The sequence below is a fragment of the bacterium genome, from assembly GCA_008933615.1.
Classification (GTDB): Bacteria; CLD3; CLD3; order SB21; family SB21; genus SB21.
The window spans coordinates 1-21781 of the sequence record WBUR01000038.1; the positions used below are offsets into that span (position 1 = coordinate 1).

Genomic DNA, 21781 nt, shown 5'->3' on the forward strand with positions numbered 1-21781 from the left:
CTTTCTGTTATCGCGCTGCAGTGAATAGCAATAAAAGGCCGATTCTTTCGCGAGCCTTCAGTATGAATCGCTCTCGCAACTAGCTCTTTTCCGGTTCCGCTTTCCCCTTCTATCAGAACTGAAGAATCATTGGACGCGACGGCATGCACCATTTCCATCATTTTTACAAAAGCCTTACTGCGGCCAACCATCGAATTACCGTCAGCCGGAACGGAGTAATTTAATTTTTGACGCAACGTTTTGAGTTCCAAATGCATTCGCCCGTAATCAAGCGCTTTGCAAATAGATAATAGCAGTTCATCATGCTGAAAGGGCTTAGTCAGATAATCGTAAGCTCCTAGCTTCATTGACCGCACCGCATCTTCAATCGTTCCAACGCCTGTCAGAATCATGAATGGAATGTCGGGTTGAAATGACTTAACCCGTTCGAGCAATTCTATGCCGCTCATTCCTTCCATAGCAAGATCCGAGATGATCAGATCGAAGGATTCCTTCTGAATAAGAGACCAGGCTTCTTCGCCGGTAAGCGCAGTTACTACTTCTACGGCGTCATACGGATTATCCATACTCCTGAAAGCCTCAACGTTCAGCATTTTTTTGAACAAAGCTAAAATATTTTTCTCATCGTCAACCACTAAAATTCGCGTCGTCACAAATAAACCCTTTATTAAAGACCCTTACCGGGCAAGTGAATAATAAACGTACTTCCTTCGCCTACTTTGCTTTTAACGCTGATGGTTCCCAGATGTTCCTTAATAATCGAACGACAAATGGATAAACCAAGACCCGTTCCCTTACTGACTTTTGTAGTAAAAAAAGGGTCAAATACTTTGCTCACCCGATCATCGGAAATGCCACATCCAGTATCGGACATCTGAATAATCACTTTTTCAGTTACGGCGTCGTAGTTAATTAATACATACAAACTTCCGCCTTTAGGCATCGATTCGATTGCGTTTAACAAAATATTGATAAATACCTGCTGCATTTTTTTAGGATCAATCCACAATACGGGAACTTCGATCGCATATTCTTCATGAATCGTGATCTCGTTCTTTTTAATAAAATGACGTAAGAGGCCGATGGATGTTTGCATCAGCTCTATTACGTTCGATTCGGATTTCTCCATTCTGCCGGGCCTGGCAAATGTAAGCAAATCCTTGACAACTTTTGCGCAGCGCGTTGCTTCTTGTTCAATAATCTGCAGGTCCTTATGAAGCCGGTGACCTTGTTCTGTTTCATTCAGCATCGTTTGCGCAAATCCTAGAATGATAGACAACGGGTTATTGATCTCATGCGCTACACCGGCAGCCAAGGTTCCCACGCTGGCTAATTTAACCGATTCTACCAACTGCTGTTCGAGATCTTTTTTTTCCGTAATATCCTTCAGGATCTCTATAAAATATGCTGTTTGTTTTGATTCGTTCATTACGGGAAATGTGCTGGCTTGGAAATACCGTCCGCCACTGACAATTTCAGATGTATGGGTCTGCGAAAATTTAATCGTCATCACTGCCGGACAATGTTCACAAACCGATGCACGTTGGAAGTAGCGTTCATAACATTTTTCACCTTCCGGTTGAGTTTCGAAACCTGATGAAACAGTATAATTTCCTGTAAAGAAAACTTCAGCAGCAGCCTTATTATAATTTTTGATATAAAATGAAGTGTCCTGCACACTTATGAAATCGGTAATTCCGTCAAGAACCGACTGGAGATAATTTTTAATATCGCTGACCTGCGCGTGCAGGCGGATATTTTCAAGCTTCGATTCATGGAGTGTGAGGACGTTTGAAATGATATTGACTAATTCTTTATATCCAAAGGGCTTTAGTAAATAGGCGCTCATTCCCATATGCAGAAGTTCTTTTTGCTCTTCATCGTTATCGGTTTTTGCAGTCAACATAATAACAGGAGTGTCCCGATATAAGGTATACGCAGCGTCCTGTCGGATCTTTTTATATACATCCACCCCGTTCATTCCCGGCATCATATAGTCCAATAAAATGATGTGCGGATTTGTCCGGGACAATTCAACTAATGCTGCCTCACCTCCGGTTGCAGCAAATGGAACCATTCCGGAATTTCTGAGCATGATCACAATCGTATTGAGTATGACGGAGTCATCATCCACAACGAGGATACGTTTTCCCTTTAGGGAAATATTCTGAAGACTGGGGGACATCGTTTCTATTTTAATGTTTTGTCCAAGTAGCCCAACGTTATATTAACCAATTCCTGTGACACCGTCACCGTAAGTCCGGATATAATTTCATAAATCTCTTCGTATGTTGCTCCTACATGTACTGCGCCGCGAATATGTGAAATCAGTTGTCTTTCACGCTGAAGAACGGCAAGAGCGGAGATCACGGACAGTTCTCGTTCAAGTGGCGTCAATATTGGCCGGCTCAGCACCTTTCCGTAACCTTCCTTTACCATCCAATTGGAAATGTCCGAACTCACATGTTCCATATTTCTAATAAGCTTTTCATAAGTTTTACCATAGACTTTTTGACAAAGGTTCAGCCCGTCCTGAATAATTTTTTGCGCATCCCGATCTTCTTTGAAATTATCATCTTTCAAACCTCTGTCGTGCAGAACACGGTTCAATACGATCAACCCTTCAATAGCGTTAGGAAATCCGCAAAACAGATAATTCTGTAAAATAATTTCCTTTACTTTAATTACCGGAATTTGTTCGTCGAAGGCAAGTTCAATAAAAGAACGCGTGAGATTATTTTGATAAAGGGCGACTGAAGCGGATAGCCACGAATATATCCGAAGATGTGGCGTAAGTCCCGGCCTGAATAACAAATCCTTAATATGCGATCTCAATACTGGATCGTCAGGTTTCATTGTTAAATCATCACATTGAATGGTAACATTAATTCAGGCCGGTAATGATACAAGAAAAAATAGAAAACCGCAAGATGATGCGATGAGTTAGAATTATTTGTGGAAGTATGAACAGGCAATCACTGTTCTACCGGCAATGAAATAATGAACTCTGTACCTTCCCCAATCTCGCTTTGTACTGCAATCTTGCCGTTATGCTTTTCTATAATCCCCTGGCATATCGCCAAACCAAGGCCGGTTCCTTCATCTTCCGATTTGGTTGTAAAACCTAATTCAAAGATCTTTTCCAAATCGCCTTTTGGAATTCCTTTTCCATTATCTTTGATCGAAATGTTAGCCATGCCGTTGTCCATCCATGTCTTGATCCAAATTCCTCCATTGGACTCTATTGACTGCGCAGAATTGTGGATGAGATTTACCAAAACCTGTGTGAGTGGCCCCGGAAGACCTTTAATTGGAGATATTAGTTTTAGTTCTTTGTGAAATTCGATATTAAATTTGTACTTTGCTTGTACCAAATGAATCGCACGGTCGATCTGATCCTTTAAGCTGACATCAGCCCATTGAATATCATCTAAACGCGAAAACCCCCTTAGATCTTTGATGATCTCTGAAGCAAAGGAGGAAGAATTTTTTATTGTATGAATGATCGCCTCAAAGTCTTCTACGGATTGTACAATGTTTTTTTCCTGGATAAATAACTTGATGTCGGTAATGTCGGTTATGGATTCGGCATCAAGAATGTTTGAAAATAATTCTTTCAATTCGGCCCATTCGTGGTCGGCCAGCGATGCCGCGTGCCGTATATTGGCAACGGGATTGCCTAACTCATGCGCAACACCGCTCATCAATTTGCCTAGTAAAGACATTTTCTCGCTTCGAATTAAACGCTGTTGCGTCATCTCCAGTTCTCGATATGCTTTTTCAAAAGCTTTCTTATGATGATAATGTTCGGCGGCGCGCCGAATGGTTATCCGTAATCCTTCGATCTCAAATGGCTTTAAGATGAATTTATAAATGTGACCGCGGTTAATTGACTCCATCAGAAGTTCCACATCCGAATAGGCCGAAACGATAATTCGAATCGCATCGGGTATGACCTTTTGCGATTCTGCTAAAAAATCATTGCCGCTCATTCCGCCCATTTTCTGATCGGATAAGATCACGACGATTCCGGGATTGGCATTCAAAACTTCCAATCCCTCCTTTCCGCTCTGCGCAGTCAACACGTCAAAATCGTCTGAAAGGCCGCGCTCCATTACATTTAAGATAGCAGACTCGTCATCCACACACAGGATTTTAGCGCGTTCTGCTCTAGAATTATTGTTATCGTGTTTAAGGTCTAATTTTTTCAGCATAGAGAAAGACGAGCTCCAGATGATTGAACCAAAAAATTAATTTTATTTCATTAGGGAAGTTCTGTGTTTTTAGCAGAGCTTTTTGCTGCAGGATCGGATACAATGCGTGATTTCTTATACCGTACTTTTCCATTGTCTAATGTCTTTTTGTTCTTTCTAACGCCATTGTATCTCACCGGCTTATTTAACAATGCATGTTTTAAAACCTCATCAATGTGTTCGACATAGATAAACTGCAGCGACTTTTTGACGTAATCCGGCACGTCTTCAAGATCATTTTTATTCATTTTGGGCATGATCACCGTGTTAATACCTGCTCTCCGCGCCGCGACAACCTTCTCCCGAATGCCTCCGACAGCTAAAACTTTGCCCCGCAGAGTGATCTCACCAGTCATGGCTACGTTATGTTTTACAGGCCGCCCCGTCATCAGCGACGTGAGGCATGTCACGATAGTTACTCCTGCGGAAGGCCCGTCTTTTGGAGTAGCCCCCGAAGGAATATGAATGTGAATGTCCATCTTATTAAAAACTGACGGATTGATGTGTAGAATGCTCGCTTTTGAACGAATGTATGACAGACCTGCCTGAGCGGATTCTTTCATTACTTCACCCAATTGCCCGGTTAGTTGCAATCCTCGATTTCCCTGCATCAGGCGCGCTTCAATAAATAGAATTTCACCGCCGTTTTGTGTCCATGCTAGGCCTGTAGCAACGCCAATTTCATTTTCCCGATGCGCCATTTCAGGAAATATTTTCTGCGGGCCGAGATAATCGATTATGTCGCCGATCTTAATTACGGCCTTGGATTTACCGCCCTCTGCCTTTTTGCGTGCCACTTTACGGCATATGTTTGCAATTTCGCGTTCAAGATTTCTGACGCCAGACTCCCAGGTATACGACGCAATGACCTGTAAAATCGAATCGTCATTAAAATTTATGTCCTTAGGTTTTAGACCGTTCTCCTTGATCTGGCGCGGAACAATATATTTTTTTGCAATCTCGAGTTTATCCTCTGCGATATAACCCGACAAACGAATCACTTCCATACGGTCGAGCAATGCCGGTGGAATAGGCGAAAGATCGTTGGCCGTCGCGATAAACATCACATTTGAAAGATCAAACGGTATGTCTACATAATGATCAGTAAACGTATTATTCTGTTCCGGATCAAGAACTTCAAGCAACGCCGAAGCCGGATCCCCCCGAAAATCCTGACCGATCTTATCAATTTCATCCAACATAAACACCGGGTTGCTGCTTTGAGCTCGCCGCAATTCCTGTAATATTTTCCCGGGGAGCGCACCTATATACGTTCGTCGATGCCCGCGGATTTCTGCTTCGTCTTTGACCCCGCCGAGGCTGAATCTTACGAATCTCCGGCCAATCGCTTTAGCAATCGACTTCCCTAACGATGTCTTACCCACTCCGGGCGGGCCGAGAAAACAAAGTATTGGACTCTTGCTGTCCTTGCGCAATTTCCGTACAGCTAGAAACTCTAAAATGCGGTTCTTTACATCTTCAAGATCATAATGATCGTCATCAAGAATTTTTTTCGCACGAACAATGTTAATCTGGTCTTTTGTTTTTGTCTGCCATGGTAATTCCAGAATCCAGTCAATGTAAGTCTTGCTCACGGTATATTCGGCAGATGAAGGCGACATCTGTGCCAGACGCTCCAGTTCTTTTCCGGCGATTTTTTTTGCCTCTTTTGGCATTTTTCTTTTTGCGATCTTTTTTCCCAATTCTTCTATCTCGACAGAGTCGTCGTCGTCATCACCGAGTTCGTGCCTAATGGCTTTGATCTGTTCTCTCAAAAAATAGTCGCGTTGAGTTTTACTCAATTCGGCATTCACCTCAGTTTGAATTTTATCATTCAGCTCCAGAAGTTGAATTTCCTTATTGATTGCCGTCATTACCTTGGTCAGCCGGTTTTTGACTCCAAATTCTTCAAGTATACTCTGCTTTTCTTGGACATCGATATTTAGACTAGATGCCACCATATCCGCCATTCGATCCGGTTCCTTGATGTTACCGATGATGACCTTTAGTTCATCAGGCAGTACGGGCGATAAGGTAACCATTTTTTGAAAACTTTCGGAAACGCCTCGCGTGAGGGCTTCTATCTCCATATTCTGTTCAAATCGAATATCAACAGGTTTTACTGAACCCATTAAATACGGACGTTGTTGAGTGATGCCGTGGAGTTGTACGCGTAAAAACCCTTGAATTAAAAGGCGTATGCTCCCATCCGGAACCTGGAACATCTTTAAGACATTGGCTACCGTGCCGACGGGGTACATATCCTCCCTGGAAGGAAATTCTTTTTCAGAGTTCTTCTGTAAAAAAACACCGATAAGTTTAGAACTGATCAAAGCATCGTTGACCAATTGGACCAGATGTTTCTCTATCACTACTAGCGGAAAAACCACAAATGGGAAAATCACATTATCACGCAAGGGCAGGATGGGTAATATTTCCGGAACAATAAGCTCTCCGCTTTTTTCAGAAGTTATCATTGTAATATCAGACATAATTTCGTTATCGCTTTGGGGTTACTTTTCAGATACCTGACACCATGTAGGTTATTCGATTATGATATTAGTCACTCTGGACGTATTTGTATCTTTTTTTAATTTAATAATGAGAAATCCGTTATCATACAGCGCTTTAATAGAATTATCCACGATACGGGCTTTGATTTTAATCCTCCGTTCAAAAGGACCAAAATCAATTTCCATTTTGTGGTAATGACGTTTTTGGTTTATGCTGAGTTCCTTTCGCAAGCCGGAAACGGTCAAAATGCCTGCTTCATATGTTAGTTTTATGTCATCCTGTTTCACATTAGCAACATCCATTACCACCATAAATTCCTCGTCCGTTTCAATGACGTCCGTAGGCGGATGCCATCGTTTCTCCGCGCTGATCAAAATTGGATATTTTGAATTAAAAAAATTAGAAAAAAGAAATTCCATTTCGTCATCAATGCCGCGAAACCGGTGCGTTGGTGTTTTTTGATCGTCATCCATTTCTTCCATGCTCTCTCCTTAAAAGAAACAAAGTAACTTATCAAGTATTTGCGAAAGTTAATATAGACATTATGGTCAAGGAAATGCAAGGGTTTTAAGGTGGCGCTAAAAAGAACAAAAAATATTTCATATCAAACACTTGCTAAATCAAAAATGATTTAGTACCTTTGTAGTAGATATTGTTCTTTGCCACAGAAAAAAAAGACAACCTTATTCATCTAAACTCATAAAATACAGTTATTTGCTAAACTAAATATGAGGTGTTGATGGTTATTGATACAAAAAAAAGCCTCCCATTGTTCTTTAAAATATTTTTGCTCTTGTTTGTCTCATTCCTTTTGAATTCACATGTTTTTGCTCAACTTCGTATGGAATTGAATTTCGGGGAGGAGAACAACTATATTTTATTTGATAACGCCTACAATTCCCCAGATCCAAGTAAAACCCGGTTGAGTGAGTTGTTTCAAAATGGAGATTTTGAAGTTTCAGGTCTTACGGAGCGCAGTCCCTCCGGTGATAATTTTTTGGTTCTCAATGGGATAAATTATTTCCTGAAGACTCCGGGAAACGCCAATATTAATCTAAACGGACATGTCTCCTATTCCGTATCAATGTGGATTTATCTGTATTCATCCGGAATCAATGGAGAGATCATTAATGCAGATAACGGTTTTGTTTCAGGTTACCGCTTATTTTTAGAGAACAACGTACCTAAATTAGAGATTCGTGAAGGAATACAGGAAATTTTCTCTTCTGAAAAAACTCTTCCTTCCTCCCAATGGACGCATATCGGCTTCTACTGTGACGGTGTCAATGACAGCGTCACATTTTTTGTTGATGGTAATATTGCAAGCGAATCGGCGTTCACTAAAATCACACAGGTTAATACCGGCGCTAACAGTTACATAGGCGCGGCCGTCCGGTCAAGCCCTCCAAATTTTCTGAAAGCCAATTTGGATCAAATTCGCTTTTTTGCAGGACGAGATACTATTTTTGATTACGTCCAACATCTGCAGATCGCGTCAAAATCAAAATCACGAAAAAATAAGCCGGACATACCGCAATATTTCACGTTATTACAGAACTACCCAAACCCTTTTAATGCGTCAACCAAAATTTCGTTTATCCTTGAAAAAAGCGGATACGTGGAACTTAAGATATACGACTTGTTAGGAAATACGGTGCGCACCTTATACGACGGTGTAAAAGAGGAAGGAACACACGAACTGTATTGGGATGGTATGGATTTCAAATCCATCACAGTGCCCAGCGGTATCTATTTTATGAGGTTGTCATTCAATGGGTCTGTACAGACCAAGAAAATGATTCTGGTCAAATAATCACCTCGACACAAACTTGTACCCCACCCCGTGTATCGATAATATGTACTTCGGTTCTTTTGGATTTAACTCAAAATAATTTCTTAATTTAACAATAAAATTATCGATCGTACGTGTCGAGGGAATGGTATCATAGCCCCAAACCTTGGTCAATATTTCTTCGCGCGTTACCACTTGTCCTTCCTTCTCGATGAGCAGCTTTAGTAACATGCATTCCTTTTTTGTCAGACGTATGGTTTCGTTGTCTACCACCGCTTCGTAATTTTCAAAGTTGATGGTATTCGAACCAAAACTGTATTGTACGACCTCATCCGCCAAACTCTTCTGACCTCTGCGTACAAGCGCCTTCACACGCAACAAGAACTCATCCAAACTGAACGGTTTTCCAAGATAATCGTCCGCCCCTAACTTTAGCCCCTCAATACGGTCTTTTTCTTCATGTTTTGCAGTAAGAAAAAGAATCGGTGTTTCCTTGTCCTTTTTTCGTATTGAGTTGCATACTTCGTAACCGCTTAGTTTTGGCAGCATCACATCCAAAACTATCAATTGATACATATTACTCTGATACTTTAAAAGAGCTTCTTCACCGGTTTTAGCCCAGACAACTACAAAATCACTTTCAAGATTAAAAATCAGAGATTCAGCTATATTTTTTTCATCTTCGACTAACAGTATTTTTTGTTTCATAAATCCGATTATGTTGTTAATGATTAATCAAAAGAGGTATTCGAATCTGGAATTGAGCGCCAACGCCGGATTCAGGAAGATTTACGAAAATCTTACCTTGATGCGCTTCGGTTATTTTCTTGACGAGATACAAGCCAATGCCGGTACCTTTGGTGTTCCGTGTTAGTTCATTCCCCGCCCGATAGAATCGATCAAAAATATACGTCAGATCCTCCTTATCGATACCCGGGCCGTTGTCTTCAATTTCGAAGATCATGTCCTTATTGTCATGATATAATTTGATTAAAATACGTTTAGGAGTGACCGAATATTTGACCGCATTCTCAATTAAATTATTGAAAACCGAAAGTAAAGCATGATGGTCGCCCATCACTGCGATTTTCTCATCGAGCGTTGCCGTCATATCAATTTCTTCATCTTCCGCATACGATTTTATTTTTTTAATACAAGGATTTAATATGTTAAAAACTACAAGAGGTTGCATTTCAAAATGGAATTCGCCCCTCTCAAGACGGGCTGCTTCCAAAACATTTTCTACCAATCGCTCAAGCCGTTCTACATCATACAACGAATGTTCAAAAAACTGTTTTTGTTTATCTGCCGGGACCGGCCTTGACAAAAGCGTTTGCAAATATAGTTTTATTGACGCCAGAGGCGACTTCAGTTCATGAGTAATACTGAGAATAAAATTTTTTTGCTGTGATTCTAGTCTAATCTCTTTTTTAAGAATAACAAACATAAAATATACGCCCAGAAGGACCATCAATGAAAAGAAGATGCCTTCCGAAATGAACATGATGGTTTTGCGTTCCGTTTTGTCGATAAGTTCATTTAGAAATTCCGTTTTAGGTCGAATTAGAATCGGCAATTTAAGGACTCGTGAGGGCCCAAAACTATAAACTGCCTTGAGGTCTGTGCGGGGCAGTTGTTCTACCGTCAAATCAGGATGACGGCTGGACATCCATTTATTCAATTCTCCGTAGACAATTGTTGAGGCGACTATCGTTCCGTCCGTATCTTTATAGAAAACGGTATCGCTGACGCAATAAAACGTACTATAATATTGATTTCCAACGAGTATCTCCGGAACAGACTCAAGCGGCCGCGACCCAATAGTTTCGCGGTGAACCTCCATATTGTGAATCACGACCTGCTCATATTCGCGATTCAGCTCATTAACCGCCTTCTGCACGCGTACTGATAAGACCGCCTGATGTAATTGAAATAAAACGGTATTCTGCTGAACCTGATAATATATCCACCAGAATATCTGCGCTAAGCAAATGACGACAATCACCGTAAAAATAATGACCGGAATACGGTCAACAAATTTAGTTTTATTAGATTGCTTGAAAGACATTACAATTCCATTTCATTGATTAGGTTTACCTGCAATAAGTATCTCATAGGCTTCTTTAATCTCTCTGAATCGTTCATCCCCGGCAATACCTAATTCTCCGGACGTATTCATATCTGGATGATAGATCATACTGAGCTTTCGGTAAACCGATTTGATTTGTTCCAATGTGGCGTCCTCTTTTACACCGAGTATTTCATAGTAATTTTTTTTACGTTTTGGGCGGGAAACGGGATCAAACTCGTCGCCCAGGCGCAGGGCTTCACTTACAAATTCTTTGATCTGCAATATCTGGTGCGTGATTTCCTCGATCTGTATCTGTCCATTGTTAAAACCATTTTTTAATATTTCTAATTCAGCTTTGAAATCTATTACCGCAATAATGATATCCGCACTGGTGTTGCTGGTTAGCGCCTCGATAATCAGTTTTTCCGTTTCATCGATCAAACATAGTACTTTATCATCTTTTTCAGCCTGCAGCTGTTCGTGCAACTTCTTTAGCGATGATTGTATATCTTCGGCAATTTCTTTGGCAAGAACAAACTGTTTATGAATCAATGCATCCTGGGCGCGCTCAAGATAGAATGAAAACTCTTTTATTTCATCTTCAAATCTTTCGGCTATTTCACTGTGGGCTTGTCTTTGCATCTCCACTTCGGCATTTGACAATGCCAGATGCGCGTCCTTGCGAATTTGTTTAAATTTTTCAGCTTCGTCTCTGGCGCGTACAGCATGGCGCGCTGCTTCATTGCATAGCGCCTCACAGCTATCAAACTGGTTAGTTGCAAATGCCTGTTTAGCTTCATTCAATTTCACGACTGCATCGGTAAAATATTCGTTCGCATATTTTTCCGCATCGGAAGCCCGGGCCAATTCTACCTGTTCCTCCGAGTCGTTTAACCACCATAATACCTGTCTTTTTATTTCACCTGTTTGAATACGTTTTTTCCACCAGAGCCCGAAAACAAAAACACCGATGAGTCCAAAGCTGAACATAAAAAGGGTCTTCAATTGGCTTAGCTGGGCTTCATCGTCAATTAAAGCCTTGAGTTCCAGAATCTCTGAATTGTCGGGATCGTATTTTAAAGCCGCTGTCAGGTAGTTATCAGCAACGCGAAAATTACCCGCATCATAATCCATTTTTGCGCTCTGAAGATAGTTTCGCGCCATTTCAGAACCGGCTTTTTTGAATAATGTTTTCCCTTCCGTATCACTCTTGTCAATTGAAAGTATTTCTTGAGCTGACTGATATGCCAAATACCAATTCTCACGCGCAAGATCTTTCGTTGCCTGTGTTTTAAGGTAATCTAATCTTCTTTTTTTTTCGATCCTCGTATTGTCATAATGAGCTCCGATCGAAACGTCATCCTCGCCCTTTCGATAAAGTTGAGACGAAGTAGCGATCTTAAAATTCTGTTCGTCCGGATTCAGAAAAAAAGGATCTACATTCATGTCGGTCGAATGGGCAAAAACACCTATATAATTAGAATCATTGTTCCACAAATTATTTTTTAACAATTCAATACTTTTACTTTCTTTAACACCAATTCCGAATACATTTAATGCGCATATATTATTTATCAGCGATATGGCGGACGTATTTCGTATTAAAATGCCATAACCTGAAACAAAATTGTCAGCTGCTGACTTGTCTGCGACTCCTGTTCCGTTCTTTACGATGGTATTATTCCGAACTAAGGGACTGGCATTATTGTCGATCATAATACCGTTTTTTTTGTTTTGGTATATATAATTACCCAGCACTTTGTTTGTAGAATTTGTAGTGACGGTAATCCCATTACCCCCATTTTCTTTAATTATGTTTTTTTCAATAGTTGGCGAAGCATTGGTACCAATGAATATTCCATCCGACTGATTTTCAGATATAACGCAGTCAATGATATACCCATGGCTTTTTTCCATGACGACAATGCCATTTCTTATGTTTCCTCTAAAACTGGACTGGCGTATGTTGACCGAACTGCTGCTGAGTATTTCAATTCCGTTTCCGCCGTTCATAAACGAACAATTTTCAATAAAAAATGTCGAATACTTTGAATACAGTAACGGCCGATTTGCCGGTTTAGAAAATGTTACCGACATATTTGCAATTTTCCCGCCGCCAAGGTTATAAGCTTCTATCACAGATGTGCTCCCATCTGTCTGTATTATGGTCTTGCCTATTCCATCTCCGTCCAGATTCACAAAATTTTTCAGTAAGATTTTTTCATTGTATACACCGGCTTTGATCTTAATCGTGGCATTAAATTCAGCTTGATCTATGGCTTGCTGAATGGACGTATATTTTCCGCTTCCATCCAGAGCGACCGTTGCGTATTTTTGTCTGTCTGCCTTTTTGGAACCGCGGCGAACTTGCGCAAAGCTCAGGTTCTGAAGATGGAAAATGAATAGCAATAAAAGAAAGAAGTATAGTTTTATTTTTTGCATTTTATTTTAAATAAGCATGTAAACTGAATGTATTCGATTTTAATATTTTTTGCACGGTTTTTGTTTAAAAAATCAAATGCATACTAAAAAACCTTGCCCGCACAAACGAACAAGGTTTCAGTCAACTCCTAATGATTTTCAATTCTATTGTATATTAAATCGTTTTTCTGAAGGGCCATTTTCGAGGTTCAGTACTCCACGCGGACAAACGGCCGAGCACACTCCGCATCCGACGCACGAAGCACGGACAATATTTTCACCCCGTTGCGCATAGGCGCGGACATCTATTCCCATTTCGCAGTACGTAGAACAATTGCCGCAGGAAATACATTGGCTGCCGTTTGTTGTGATTCGAAACCGAGAATAATATTTCTGTAGAATCCCAAGAATGGCGGCCATAGGACAACCAAAGCGACACCAGACGCGACTTCCCATAATTGGGTAAAATCCTGTTCCTATGACTCCTGAGAAGACAGACCCAATTAGAAATCCATACCACGATGCAAAATTTCCGGATAAATTCCCTAGAATAGTTCCGCTAAAATATGAATTTAACCAAAGTAAGGACGTGGTTACAGTCACAAAAATCAAAACAGAATAGATCAAGATCCGTTCAATTTTCCACGCTCTTAAGGACTTGTCAGACAATTGCCGAAATGGATCGCCAAGCGTTTCGGCTAATCCTCCACACCCGCAGACCCAGGAACAATACCAGCGCTTTCCAAAAAAATAGGTCAGCACCGGAGTTGCGATGAAAGTCATAATAACACCCCAGAAAATCATAAAAATACCAAGCCCTCCCGGGTGAGCTAACAGATTCTGAAAGTCGCTTGGCCACAGTGAATAAGGTCGAAGCGGCCAAAAATAGGTAAAATAGAAACCGGGCTGGTTTAACAATTCAAGCAATGAGGGGATAATAAACGCAAAACCCAATTGAAAGAACATAACCGAGGAAGTCCGAAGAATCTGATAACGACTATGGCGGTATTTTACGATCATTCGGGTTCCCATAATGAGAACGGCCAGCGTATAGAAAGTCCCATACAAAAACCATTGATCCGCTGTTTTACCACGCAGGATAAGGCTGAGAGGGTCAACCAACCTAATCCAGTTCGAAATCAGATGAGGGAACCAGTACAACACGATATAAAAGCCGGTAAAGAGAATGCCAATTATCCACGCAATTGCGCCTCGTGACATTGCCGAACTGAAAAAAATATTATTATTTCTGATTCCGGCTGGAGATTTTTTGAGCTGCGGGACTATGTACATAAGTCCACCGACGACAGAGAAACCGAAGCTAAGAAAAAAGAATAATGCTGGATTTGCATTTGAAGCGCCCGTCAAACATACAAATAACATCAACAGACCAAAACCAAAAACTCCCAGTCCTGCCTTCATTGTTACGTTCATATCCTGATGAACGTTTTGAGATAAAGACATGGATATATCCGCAGATCCGTTCATCGACACGTGTTGCACATGATCTCCTTACATATAATTTGAATCATAGTGGCGTTATATCAAATGGGTATCCATTAGACCGCAAAGCTGGCTAGGCCGCGCCTTTTCTTAAGCGTTATGGGCTTCTGTGGATTTTGTTCATTAAACAATTCGACAATATTCTCTTCAAACTGCATAAAAAATTCAGGATCAAAATTAGCCTCACCTAAATTCTCCAATACATATTCGAGAGGCTTTTTTTCGCGTATCCAATGTTCACATACATTCTGACGAAATCGAATACCAAAAAGATTAAACCCAATTACCGAATAATCATTGGTAGAATAAACGATCCGAATCGCATGTTTCCCTGCCGGATGCTGCCAATATAATGACTGCTCACCTTCAATCGGTACATTGCTGACAAATCCATACGTCTGGTATTCAATATCAAAGAATTTTGCGGAATTGAACCATATACCTCTTTCATAAGGCGTTCTTTCTCCGCAAACGGTTTTGGCGAGCGCCTCACCATGCATTCTCCCTGTATACCATAATTGCTCGATCTTGGGGTGACGCGGCTTTGGAGCCCTGAATTCAACACAATCCCCGGCTGCATAGACATTGCTTATATTAGTCTCCAGAAATTCATTTACAAGAACCCCGCGATTCGTTTCAATTTTTGAATTCTTTACAACATCAATATTTGGAGAAACCCCCGCAGTCAAGCCAACAAACTGGCATGAAATTTCCTCATCTCGGCTGGTGATAACTGAGTTAACTCGTCCGTTATCGCCAGGCACAATTTTTTTTAATTCGGTAGACAGGCGTAAATCTATTCCGTGTTCAACAATATGATTCCCGATAAGCAACGCTTCTTCTTTGGGTAAAATGTTATCCCAATAAAATGTTTCGCGGACCAAAAAAGTAACAGGAATTTTTCTGCTATTCAGCATTTCCGCCATTTCGATACCTATGAGCCCGCCACCAACGATAACCGCGCGACTAATATCTTTAGTATTACGTTCCATGAGATCTAAATCAGGCTTAGAATACAGGCCTTGCACCGCTTCTAGGTCCTGTCCAGGCCAGCCGAACTTATTGCTTTTTGAGCCTGATGCAATTACAAGCGTGTCATATTGAATCAACTGTCCATCATTTAATTTAAGCCTCTGCTCATCGGTGTTGATAGACTCTACAAAACCCTTTATAAGGGTTAAATTATTCTTAGCCCAGAACCAATCCTCATAAGGCTTTGTATGTTCATATTTCATGTGGCCCATATAAATATACATAAGAGCTGTACGAGAAAAAAAATGCTCCGTTTCTCCAGAAATGATAGTTATTTTCGTGTCCGATCTTTTACGAACATTTCTGGCAGTTGTAATACCGGCAATACCATTACCGATGATAACTAAATGTGACATGCGTCATCTCTGATTTGAAACAATAATGTTCCGGGTTGATTAAGAATATATATTATTTTGCAGGATACGATTAGTGTGTAAATGAGTAGTCCAAGTCATCAATGCGTTTTTTACGTTTACGCATCTGATGTTTGCGCTGGCTTGGGCTTGTATAGTTCGATTTTTCAATGAAGGTTTGGATGATGCGGGCTTTTCGGCACTCGGTTTCAAACCGTCGAATTGCTTTTTCTATTGGTTCGTTTTTTTTAACGATTGTAGAAAGCATGTGCCGCCTCCGGGAAAGTTTTAGAGTAGTATTTGACTATAAAAACTCCTGTGACCATTTTTTATTCCCGGTGTAAATACTTTATTTCCGTTAAGGAAATCTTTCTTATTTTAAAAGAATCATCTTTTTTGTTTTGGAATAAGGGCCTGCTTTGACTCGGTATAAATATATACCGGATGACAGCGTTTTACCAAAATTATCCCTTCCATCCCATGCAACTTGATGGTAGCCGGGACTAAATTCCTTCTTGATTACCGTCCTAACTTCCTGCCCGAGTATATTATAAATTTTTAAAGTTACTTCTGATTTGGCCCAAATTCCAAAACGAATAAGCGTTTCAGGGTTAAACGGATTGGGATAATTTTGTTCTAAACTCAGGCGCACCGGCACTGCAGGCACAACTTCGATATCAAAAGTTTTTTCGTCAAAACCCAGCGTGTTTGCCGCACGAACCATTACGCGATGATGCCCTATCTGTTCTGATGTTGGAATCCATTGTATACGCCCGGAGTTTGAATTTAAAAACATGTTCGAGGGACCTTCTGTGATGGAGAATAGCGGAGATGGGTTTCCCGATGCAATAACATACAGCGCAAATAACGAGTCTGCGAACACGGTCTGATTCGTTATTGCACTTATGATTGGCGCCTGGTTTCCGGCTTCATAAAACTCAATACCTCCTCTAATATTTCCCATTAGCAAATCCAGATCGCCATCCTTATCCATATCAATAAATCTTGGCACGGCGTTTTGGGTTGCTTTGAGTGATTGATATAACTCACTATTATCAAGGAAAAGCGGGGTTCCATCGCTGCCGATGTTTTCATAATATGACATATGGCCGTCCTTAAAACCCACAAAGAAATCAAGATCACCATCCGCATCGGAGTCAATAATTTCAGGAACCGACTCGGCTTTTCCGCTACCGATACCAAGATAGTCTAAAACGGGAGCCGCGAACTCCGGTGCGGAAGATGTTCCCGCGTTTTTAAAATAATTAATAGTACCGTCCTCTTCTCCTACAAAAAGATCAAAATCACCATCGTGGTCGATATCAGCGAAATGAGGGGCGCTGTAGTTGCCAACATCGATTCCATGATAAAAACTATCTGTCAACTCAAAAACGGGATTTACTGCATTTCCGTTATTTCTAAAGTAAAATATTTTACCGGAAAAACTCCCTGAAAAACAATCCTGGTCGCTGTCGTTATCTATATCTATAAATGACGGAGACGAAATAAATTCATCAACCGGGAATGGCACCCTGATCGTCGTGTCGAGTGATAATTTAATAATATTGCCAGTCAACGTAACATTTCTATAAAAAACGATTCCCCCCTGATAGCTTCCGATAAATAAGTCATCGTCGCCGTCCGCATCAATATCGGCCAAAACAGGATGCGATGATCTGCCGACGTCTATTCCATCAAGGTAATTCTTGGTAATCAGATCGAATTGCAGCGAACCTGCCGTTCTACGTTTAGCTAACGAATTATTTTTAAAAAACCAAAAATTATCCTTCTCTCGATCTTTAAATAACACATTCACAAAAAGGTCTTCATCACCGTCCCCGTCTATGTCGGCGAATGCCGGAACATTGAATCCTTGAGTATTCAGGATAGCATTTGGAAAAGCGGATGATGTAATTTCCGGAAAATCCGGTGTGAATTTGTTTCCCTTATTTTCAAGATAATACATTCCGACACTAAAAAAATCACCCCAAATAATGTCCGGATCAGTATCCTTATCGACATCCGAAAAAACGATTCCGCTTGCTCCGTGGCGCTGAACCGACGTAGCCTTTGCACCTGAGATGATGAGAATGTTTTCAAAATTATCCGTTACGAACCGGAAAATGTAGTTAGAAGCAGTTCCAATATTCTCGTAAAAACCAAGTGACCCCACGCTTCGCCCTGTAAAGAAATCAAAATCCCCGTCGGCATCGATATCGGAAAAAAAAGGAATGCTCTGATTTTCAGTTATGATGGCGTTGCCGGATGAATCGGTAACTACCTCATCTTTTAGAATAAACACGGGGTGAACGAGTCCGCCTGTATTCTCGTACAAACGCATCGCGGCAGATGGCCCGGCCGCAAAAATATCCTTATCGCCGTCTCCGTCAATATCAACAAAACGGCACCAATTCCCGACATTCAGCGAATCAAAATAATCCGTAACCAATACAAACTTTGCACCGTCATTTTCATAATATGACAATCTTCCGTCGATCTGCGTTATAAAAAGGTCAAGATCCAGATCGCCATCATAGTCTATAAAATCGGATTTGGGAACGTAAGTTCCTCCAAAAAAATCATGGGGAAGCCGGTGTTCGTAATGCTCCACAACGAAAGGATTAATTTTTTTGACAAAACTCTGACTGAGGGTATTGCGTGGGATTAAAATAGAGAATAATAATAGACCGAATAGATGAGTAAATTTCATCCCTGATTTATTTTTTTAACAGACGTGTTTTTATTTCTTTACCAAGATTCAAAAAAAGTAACGGTAGAAAAATAATTGCACTGCCATACTTTACGGTATCCGGCACAATTTCTGAAGCGCTTCCCATACTGACAACCATTTCAATGCCAAAATAAGCGTAAATTGTGTTCAGAATAAATCCCAATAGGAGCGCCGCAACGGCTATGGAAGAAATATACGAAATGATAGATCGTGTCCCTAAGGTACTCTTAACCACGCTCATCGTCGATATGTTGGTAGCGGGCCCGGCAAGTAGAAATACGAGCGCCGCGCCCGGAGAGATCCCTTTCATAATTAAAGCGGCGGCAATCGGCGTTGATGCGCTGGCACAAACATACAGAGGTATTCCAATTACCAGCATAATAAACATGGTCAACGTATCGTTATGGAAATAAGTCGAAAAAAAATCTTCAGGAATCGCAACTGAAATGATTGCCGAAATGACCATTCCTATCAATAAATAATACGCAATATCACCCAGCAAGTCCGTAAAGGCATAATATATTCCGTTCCTCAATCTTGTATAAAAACTCACTGTTGTTTCAGAAACAACATTCGGCTCATGACAATGGCAGTGATCATCTTCACAAACGGCTGCCGATGCCGCGCCATCGGCAGTTTTGACATGCAATCCTTTGTGGTCATTTTTAGAATGAAAATTTTCGGCTATCCCGGCGATAAAAGCAGTCACAAAAGCCGCTATCGGTCTGAATACCGTCATTAAGGGATCCAACATGGCATATGATATCGCAACTGAGTCGATACCTGTTTCCGGAGCGGAAACCAGAAAACTAACGGTCGCTCCTTTACTTGCGCCGTTCTTATGCAACGATACCGCCATTGGAATAACACTGCAAGAACATAGCGGCAACGGAGTACCTATAAACGAAGCTCTCAATACAGAAGACATGTTCGGCTGACCCACATAGCGAACAATCGTTTCAGCGCGAACAAACCCTTTAACAATACCTGCGCATAAAAAGCCAGCCAGCAAATAGAACGAAGCATCTACCAACGTGTGAAAGATCGATAGTGCCATTTCCAGCGCATATGATATGGCTAATTCCATAGTAATCTATTTACGTTCCTCTATATGGTCCGTGGCCTGTTTTAATAAATTTTCAATGTGGTGATCGTCCAGACTGTAATAAGTCATTTTTCCATCACGGCGAAATCTTACCAATCTAAGATTACGCATCAACCTGAGATGGTGTGAGACTGCCGACTTAGTAATACCTAAGAAGTTGGCAATGTCACAAACGCACAATTCCGTCTCTATTAAGGCCAGAACAACTTTCAGCCGCGTGGTATCGCCAAGAATCGAGAAAACTTCACTTAGTTGGTATAATTCACTATCGGGTCGCATTTTCTTGCGCAACACTTTGATCTTTTTTGCGTCAAAGAAGTCAACTTCACACACGTCCATCGATTCCGATTTTTCAAGATCAAGGCGCTTTGTGTTTTTTTCTCGTGTGTGCATGATATGACAAACAATTAAACAATCATTTAACTGTTAAATACAAAAAATCTGTCGTGATGTCAAGTGTTACGAATCCCGCTGAAATAAATCTTGCATTTATCTCGCTCCGGTTATATATTCGCCTTTGCAAAAATGATACGCACCCGTAGCTCAATTGGATAGAGCATCTGACTACGGATCAGAAGGTTTGGGGTTCAAATCCCTACGGGTGTACAAACTAAAACCCTTTGACCTCAAAGGGTTTTTTAATTCCGTCCTTGTTATTATGGAACCAATACTTGTAGTAATTCCAGCATACAATTCCGAGTCTTCATTAGGAAATGTGATTGCTAAGATTCGTCATCACCTGACAGCTTCTGGATACCCGTATGATATTTTGGTAATAAATGACGGCTCTACAGATCTGACCGCAGGGATAGCAACAGGGCTCGGCGTTTTACTTGTAAATCACGCTGAGAATCTGGGAAAAGGAGCAGCGTTAAAATCAGCTTTCCAATACGCCGACAAAAATAAATATGCTGTGATAGCTACTATAGATGCAGATCTTCAGCATGATCCGTCTTCACTACCTTCAATGTTATCTCTATTTATGTCCGGTAACTACGACCTTATAATCGGAGCTAGACAGTTCAAGGCAAATAAAATGTCGCTGAGCCGAATTATTTCGAATCGCCTTACCAGCCGGCTGATATCTATGCGCGCCAAACAACCCATACTTGACAGCCAATCCGGTTATAGAATTATACGAACGTCGGCAATTAAAAATATTACTATTAGAACGTCACGATTTGAAACTGAATCGGAAATATTAATACGTTTAGCGCAAAATCACTGCCGAATTGGGTTTTTCCCGATTGATACCCTATACGCCGGGGAGAAGAGCCATATTCGACATATACAGGATACATTGCGCTTTATCAAAATGTATTTTCACACAATTTTTAATTAACCCAGTCAAAGGGCACGCAGAATGGAACTACTGAAGGATTTAATTGACATTGTTCTACACTTAGATTCTCACCTGGCAGAACTCATAGCCAACTATGGAGCATGGACTTATGCTATTTTATTTTTAATTATTTTTTGTGAGACTGGATTAGTCATATTCCCTATACTTCCCGGTGATTCATTGCTATTTGCGGCCGGAGCCTTAGCTGCAACGACAGAATTGGACGTACATACACTAGCAGTCCTGCTGACTGCGGCCGCTGTGCTTGGAGATTCGGTGAATTACGCTATCGGTAAAAGAATAGGTCCAAAAGTATTTCATTATGAAGATTCTAAATTCTTTAACAAACAACATCTTATACGCACACATGAGTTTTATGAACGATACGGAGGCGTGACGATTATTGTGGCGCGTTTTATTCCTATCATCCGAACTTTTGCACCCTTTGTTGCCGGAATAGGAGCCATGACTTACTCAAAATTTATACTATATAATATTTTCGGTGGAATTTTTTGGATCGTTTCATTATTGTACGCGGGCTACTTTTTTGGAAACATCCCGATAGTAAAGGACAACTTTTCTCTCGTGATCCTTGCCATTATTTTTATTTCTATTCTGCCGGGACTCGTTGCCTATTTGCAAGCAAAGATAAAAAGAGAATAAC

Annotated in this window: 18 protein-coding genes and 1 tRNA gene; 4 read left to right on the forward strand and 15 right to left on the reverse strand. The window is 40.8% G+C overall.

Features of this window, described 5'->3' with window-relative positions; all coding sequences use genetic code 11:
• The 6 genes from F9K33_13240 to F9K33_13265 all read right to left on the reverse strand — a co-directional run.
• On the reverse strand, positions 1 to 653 hold a 653-nt coding region (locus F9K33_13240; protein ID KAB2878400.1), incomplete at its 3' end, for a sigma-54-dependent Fis family transcriptional regulator.
• Between the two features lie 14 nt (positions 654 to 667).
• A complete protein-coding gene (locus tag F9K33_13245) occupies positions 668 to 2185 on the reverse strand; it encodes a response regulator (protein ID KAB2878401.1) in 1518 nt (505 codons plus the stop codon).
• Positions 2186 to 2190: 5 nt separating this feature from the next.
• Positions 2191 to 2856 carry a carboxymuconolactone decarboxylase family protein gene (locus F9K33_13250; protein ID KAB2878402.1) on the reverse strand — a complete coding sequence of 222 codons (666 nt, stop codon included), beginning with the start codon at positions 2854 to 2856 and terminating at the stop codon, positions 2191 to 2193.
• Between the two features lie 119 nt (positions 2857 to 2975).
• Positions 2976 to 4214, reverse strand: a complete 1239-nt coding sequence (locus F9K33_13255; protein ID KAB2878403.1) for a response regulator — start codon at positions 4212 to 4214, stop codon at positions 2976 to 2978.
• A gap of 50 nt (positions 4215 to 4264) precedes the next feature.
• Entirely contained in the window at positions 4265 to 6730 is a 2466-nt protein-coding gene (gene lon / locus F9K33_13260) for an endopeptidase La (GenBank protein ID KAB2878420.1), read from the reverse strand.
• A gap of 66 nt (positions 6731 to 6796) precedes the next feature.
• Positions 6797 to 7249 carry an Hsp20/alpha crystallin family protein gene (locus F9K33_13265; protein ID KAB2878404.1) on the reverse strand — a complete coding sequence of 151 codons (453 nt, stop codon included), beginning with the start codon at positions 7247 to 7249 and terminating at the stop codon, positions 6797 to 6799.
• A 257-nt stretch (positions 7250 to 7506) separates the two neighbouring features.
• Here F9K33_13265 and F9K33_13270 point away from each other — a divergent pair, with 257 nt between their 5' ends.
• A complete protein-coding gene (locus F9K33_13270; GenBank protein ID KAB2878405.1) occupies positions 7507 to 8580 on the forward strand; it encodes a T9SS type A sorting domain-containing protein in 1074 nt (357 codons plus the stop codon).
• On the opposite strand, the gene F9K33_13275 is transcribed toward F9K33_13270, so the two are convergent.
• The 9 genes from F9K33_13275 to F9K33_13315 all read right to left on the reverse strand — a co-directional run bounded on the left by F9K33_13275 (position 8581) and on the right by F9K33_13315 (position 20114).
• Entirely contained in the window at positions 8581 to 9267 is a 687-nt protein-coding gene (locus tag F9K33_13275; GenBank protein KAB2878406.1) for a response regulator transcription factor, read from the reverse strand.
• A gap of 16 nt (positions 9268 to 9283) precedes the next feature.
• Entirely contained in the window at positions 9284 to 10627 is a 1344-nt protein-coding gene (locus tag F9K33_13280) for a HAMP domain-containing histidine kinase (protein KAB2878407.1), read from the reverse strand.
• A gap of 12 nt (positions 10628 to 10639) precedes the next feature.
• Positions 10640 to 13072 (reverse strand): DnaJ domain-containing protein, encoded by a 2433-nt coding sequence (locus F9K33_13285; GenBank protein KAB2878408.1) that lies wholly within the window; start codon positions 13070 to 13072, stop codon positions 10640 to 10642.
• 144 nt (positions 13073 to 13216) lie between these two features.
• Complete coding sequence (locus F9K33_13290; GenBank protein ID KAB2878421.1) at positions 13217 to 14539, reverse strand: 4Fe-4S binding protein; 1323 nt, start codon at positions 14537 to 14539, stop codon at positions 13217 to 13219.
• A gap of 71 nt (positions 14540 to 14610) precedes the next feature.
• Positions 14611 to 15942, reverse strand: coding sequence for an NAD(P)/FAD-dependent oxidoreductase (locus tag F9K33_13295; protein KAB2878409.1), 1332 nt, complete (start codon positions 15940 to 15942; stop codon positions 14611 to 14613).
• Between the two features lie 70 nt (positions 15943 to 16012).
• On the reverse strand, positions 16013 to 16207 hold the full coding sequence (gene rpsU, locus F9K33_13300; GenBank protein KAB2878410.1) for a 30S ribosomal protein S21: 195 nt from the start codon (positions 16205 to 16207) through the stop codon (positions 16013 to 16015).
• Between the two features lie 105 nt (positions 16208 to 16312).
• On the reverse strand, positions 16313 to 18649 hold the full coding sequence (locus tag F9K33_13305) for a T9SS type A sorting domain-containing protein (protein KAB2878411.1): 2337 nt from the start codon (positions 18647 to 18649) through the stop codon (positions 16313 to 16315).
• 7 nt (positions 18650 to 18656) lie between these two features.
• Entirely contained in the window at positions 18657 to 19757 is a 1101-nt protein-coding gene (locus F9K33_13310) for a permease (protein ID KAB2878412.1), read from the reverse strand.
• Between the two features lie 6 nt (positions 19758 to 19763).
• On the reverse strand, positions 19764 to 20114 hold the full coding sequence (locus F9K33_13315; protein ID KAB2878422.1) for a helix-turn-helix transcriptional regulator: 351 nt from the start codon (positions 20112 to 20114) through the stop codon (positions 19764 to 19766).
• A gap of 193 nt (positions 20115 to 20307) precedes the next feature.
• Here F9K33_13315 and F9K33_13320 point away from each other — a divergent pair.
• The 3 genes from F9K33_13320 to F9K33_13330 all read left to right on the forward strand — a co-directional run bounded on the left by F9K33_13320 (position 20308) and on the right by F9K33_13330 (position 21780).
• Positions 20308 to 20381: transfer RNA gene (locus tag F9K33_13320), tRNA-Arg, on the forward strand.
• A gap of 52 nt (positions 20382 to 20433) precedes the next feature.
• On the forward strand, positions 20434 to 21117 hold the full coding sequence (locus F9K33_13325; GenBank protein KAB2878413.1) for a glycosyltransferase family 2 protein: 684 nt from the start codon (positions 20434 to 20436) through the stop codon (positions 21115 to 21117).
• Between the two features lie 21 nt (positions 21118 to 21138).
• Positions 21139 to 21780 (forward strand): DedA family protein, encoded by a 642-nt coding sequence (locus F9K33_13330; protein KAB2878414.1) that lies wholly within the window; start codon positions 21139 to 21141, stop codon positions 21778 to 21780.
• Position 21781 lies beyond the last annotated feature (1 nt).

Bases quoted from the DNA above. Each gene is read 5' to 3' on its own strand.
- F9K33_13245 (KAB2878401.1), bottom strand. From the start codon at position 2,185: ATGTCCCCCAGTCTTCAGAATATTTCCCTAAAGGGAAAACGTATCCTC.
- F9K33_13250 (KAB2878402.1), bottom strand. From the start codon at position 2,856: ATGAAACCTGACGATCCAGTATTGAGATCGCATATTAAGGATTTGTTA.
- F9K33_13255 (KAB2878403.1), bottom strand. From the start codon at position 4,214: ATGCTGAAAAAATTAGACCTTAAACACGATAACAATAATTCTAGAGCA.
- lon (KAB2878420.1), bottom strand. From the start codon at position 6,730: ATGATAACTTCTGAAAAAAGCGGAGAGCTTATTGTTCCGGAAATATTA.
- F9K33_13265 (KAB2878404.1), bottom strand. From the start codon at position 7,249: ATGGAAGAAATGGATGACGATCAAAAAACACCAACGCACCGGTTTCGC.
- F9K33_13270 (KAB2878405.1), top strand. From the start codon at position 7,507: ATGGTTATTGATACAAAAAAAAGCCTCCCATTGTTCTTTAAAATATTT.
- F9K33_13275 (KAB2878406.1), bottom strand. From the start codon at position 9,267: ATGAAACAAAAAATACTGTTAGTCGAAGATGAAAAAAATATAGCTGAA.
- F9K33_13280 (KAB2878407.1), bottom strand. From the start codon at position 10,627: ATGTCTTTCAAGCAATCTAATAAAACTAAATTTGTTGACCGTATTCCG.
- F9K33_13285 (KAB2878408.1), bottom strand. From the start codon at position 13,072: ATGCAAAAAATAAAACTATACTTCTTTCTTTTATTGCTATTCATTTTC.
- F9K33_13290 (KAB2878421.1), bottom strand. From the start codon at position 14,539: ATGAACGGATCTGCGGATATATCCATGTCTTTATCTCAAAACGTTCAT.
- F9K33_13295 (KAB2878409.1), bottom strand. From the start codon at position 15,942: ATGTCACATTTAGTTATCATCGGTAATGGTATTGCCGGTATTACAACT.
- rpsU (KAB2878410.1), bottom strand. From the start codon at position 16,207: ATGCTTTCTACAATCGTTAAAAAAAACGAACCAATAGAAAAAGCAATT.
- F9K33_13305 (KAB2878411.1), bottom strand. From the start codon at position 18,649: ATGAAATTTACTCATCTATTCGGTCTATTATTATTCTCTATTTTAATC.
- F9K33_13310 (KAB2878412.1), bottom strand. From the start codon at position 19,757: ATGGAATTAGCCATATCATATGCGCTGGAAATGGCACTATCGATCTTT.
- F9K33_13315 (KAB2878422.1), bottom strand. From the start codon at position 20,114: ATGGACGTGTGTGAAGTTGACTTCTTTGACGCAAAAAAGATCAAAGTG.
- F9K33_13325 (KAB2878413.1), top strand. From the start codon at position 20,434: ATGGAACCAATACTTGTAGTAATTCCAGCATACAATTCCGAGTCTTCA.
- F9K33_13330 (KAB2878414.1), top strand. From the start codon at position 21,139: ATGGAACTACTGAAGGATTTAATTGACATTGTTCTACACTTAGATTCT.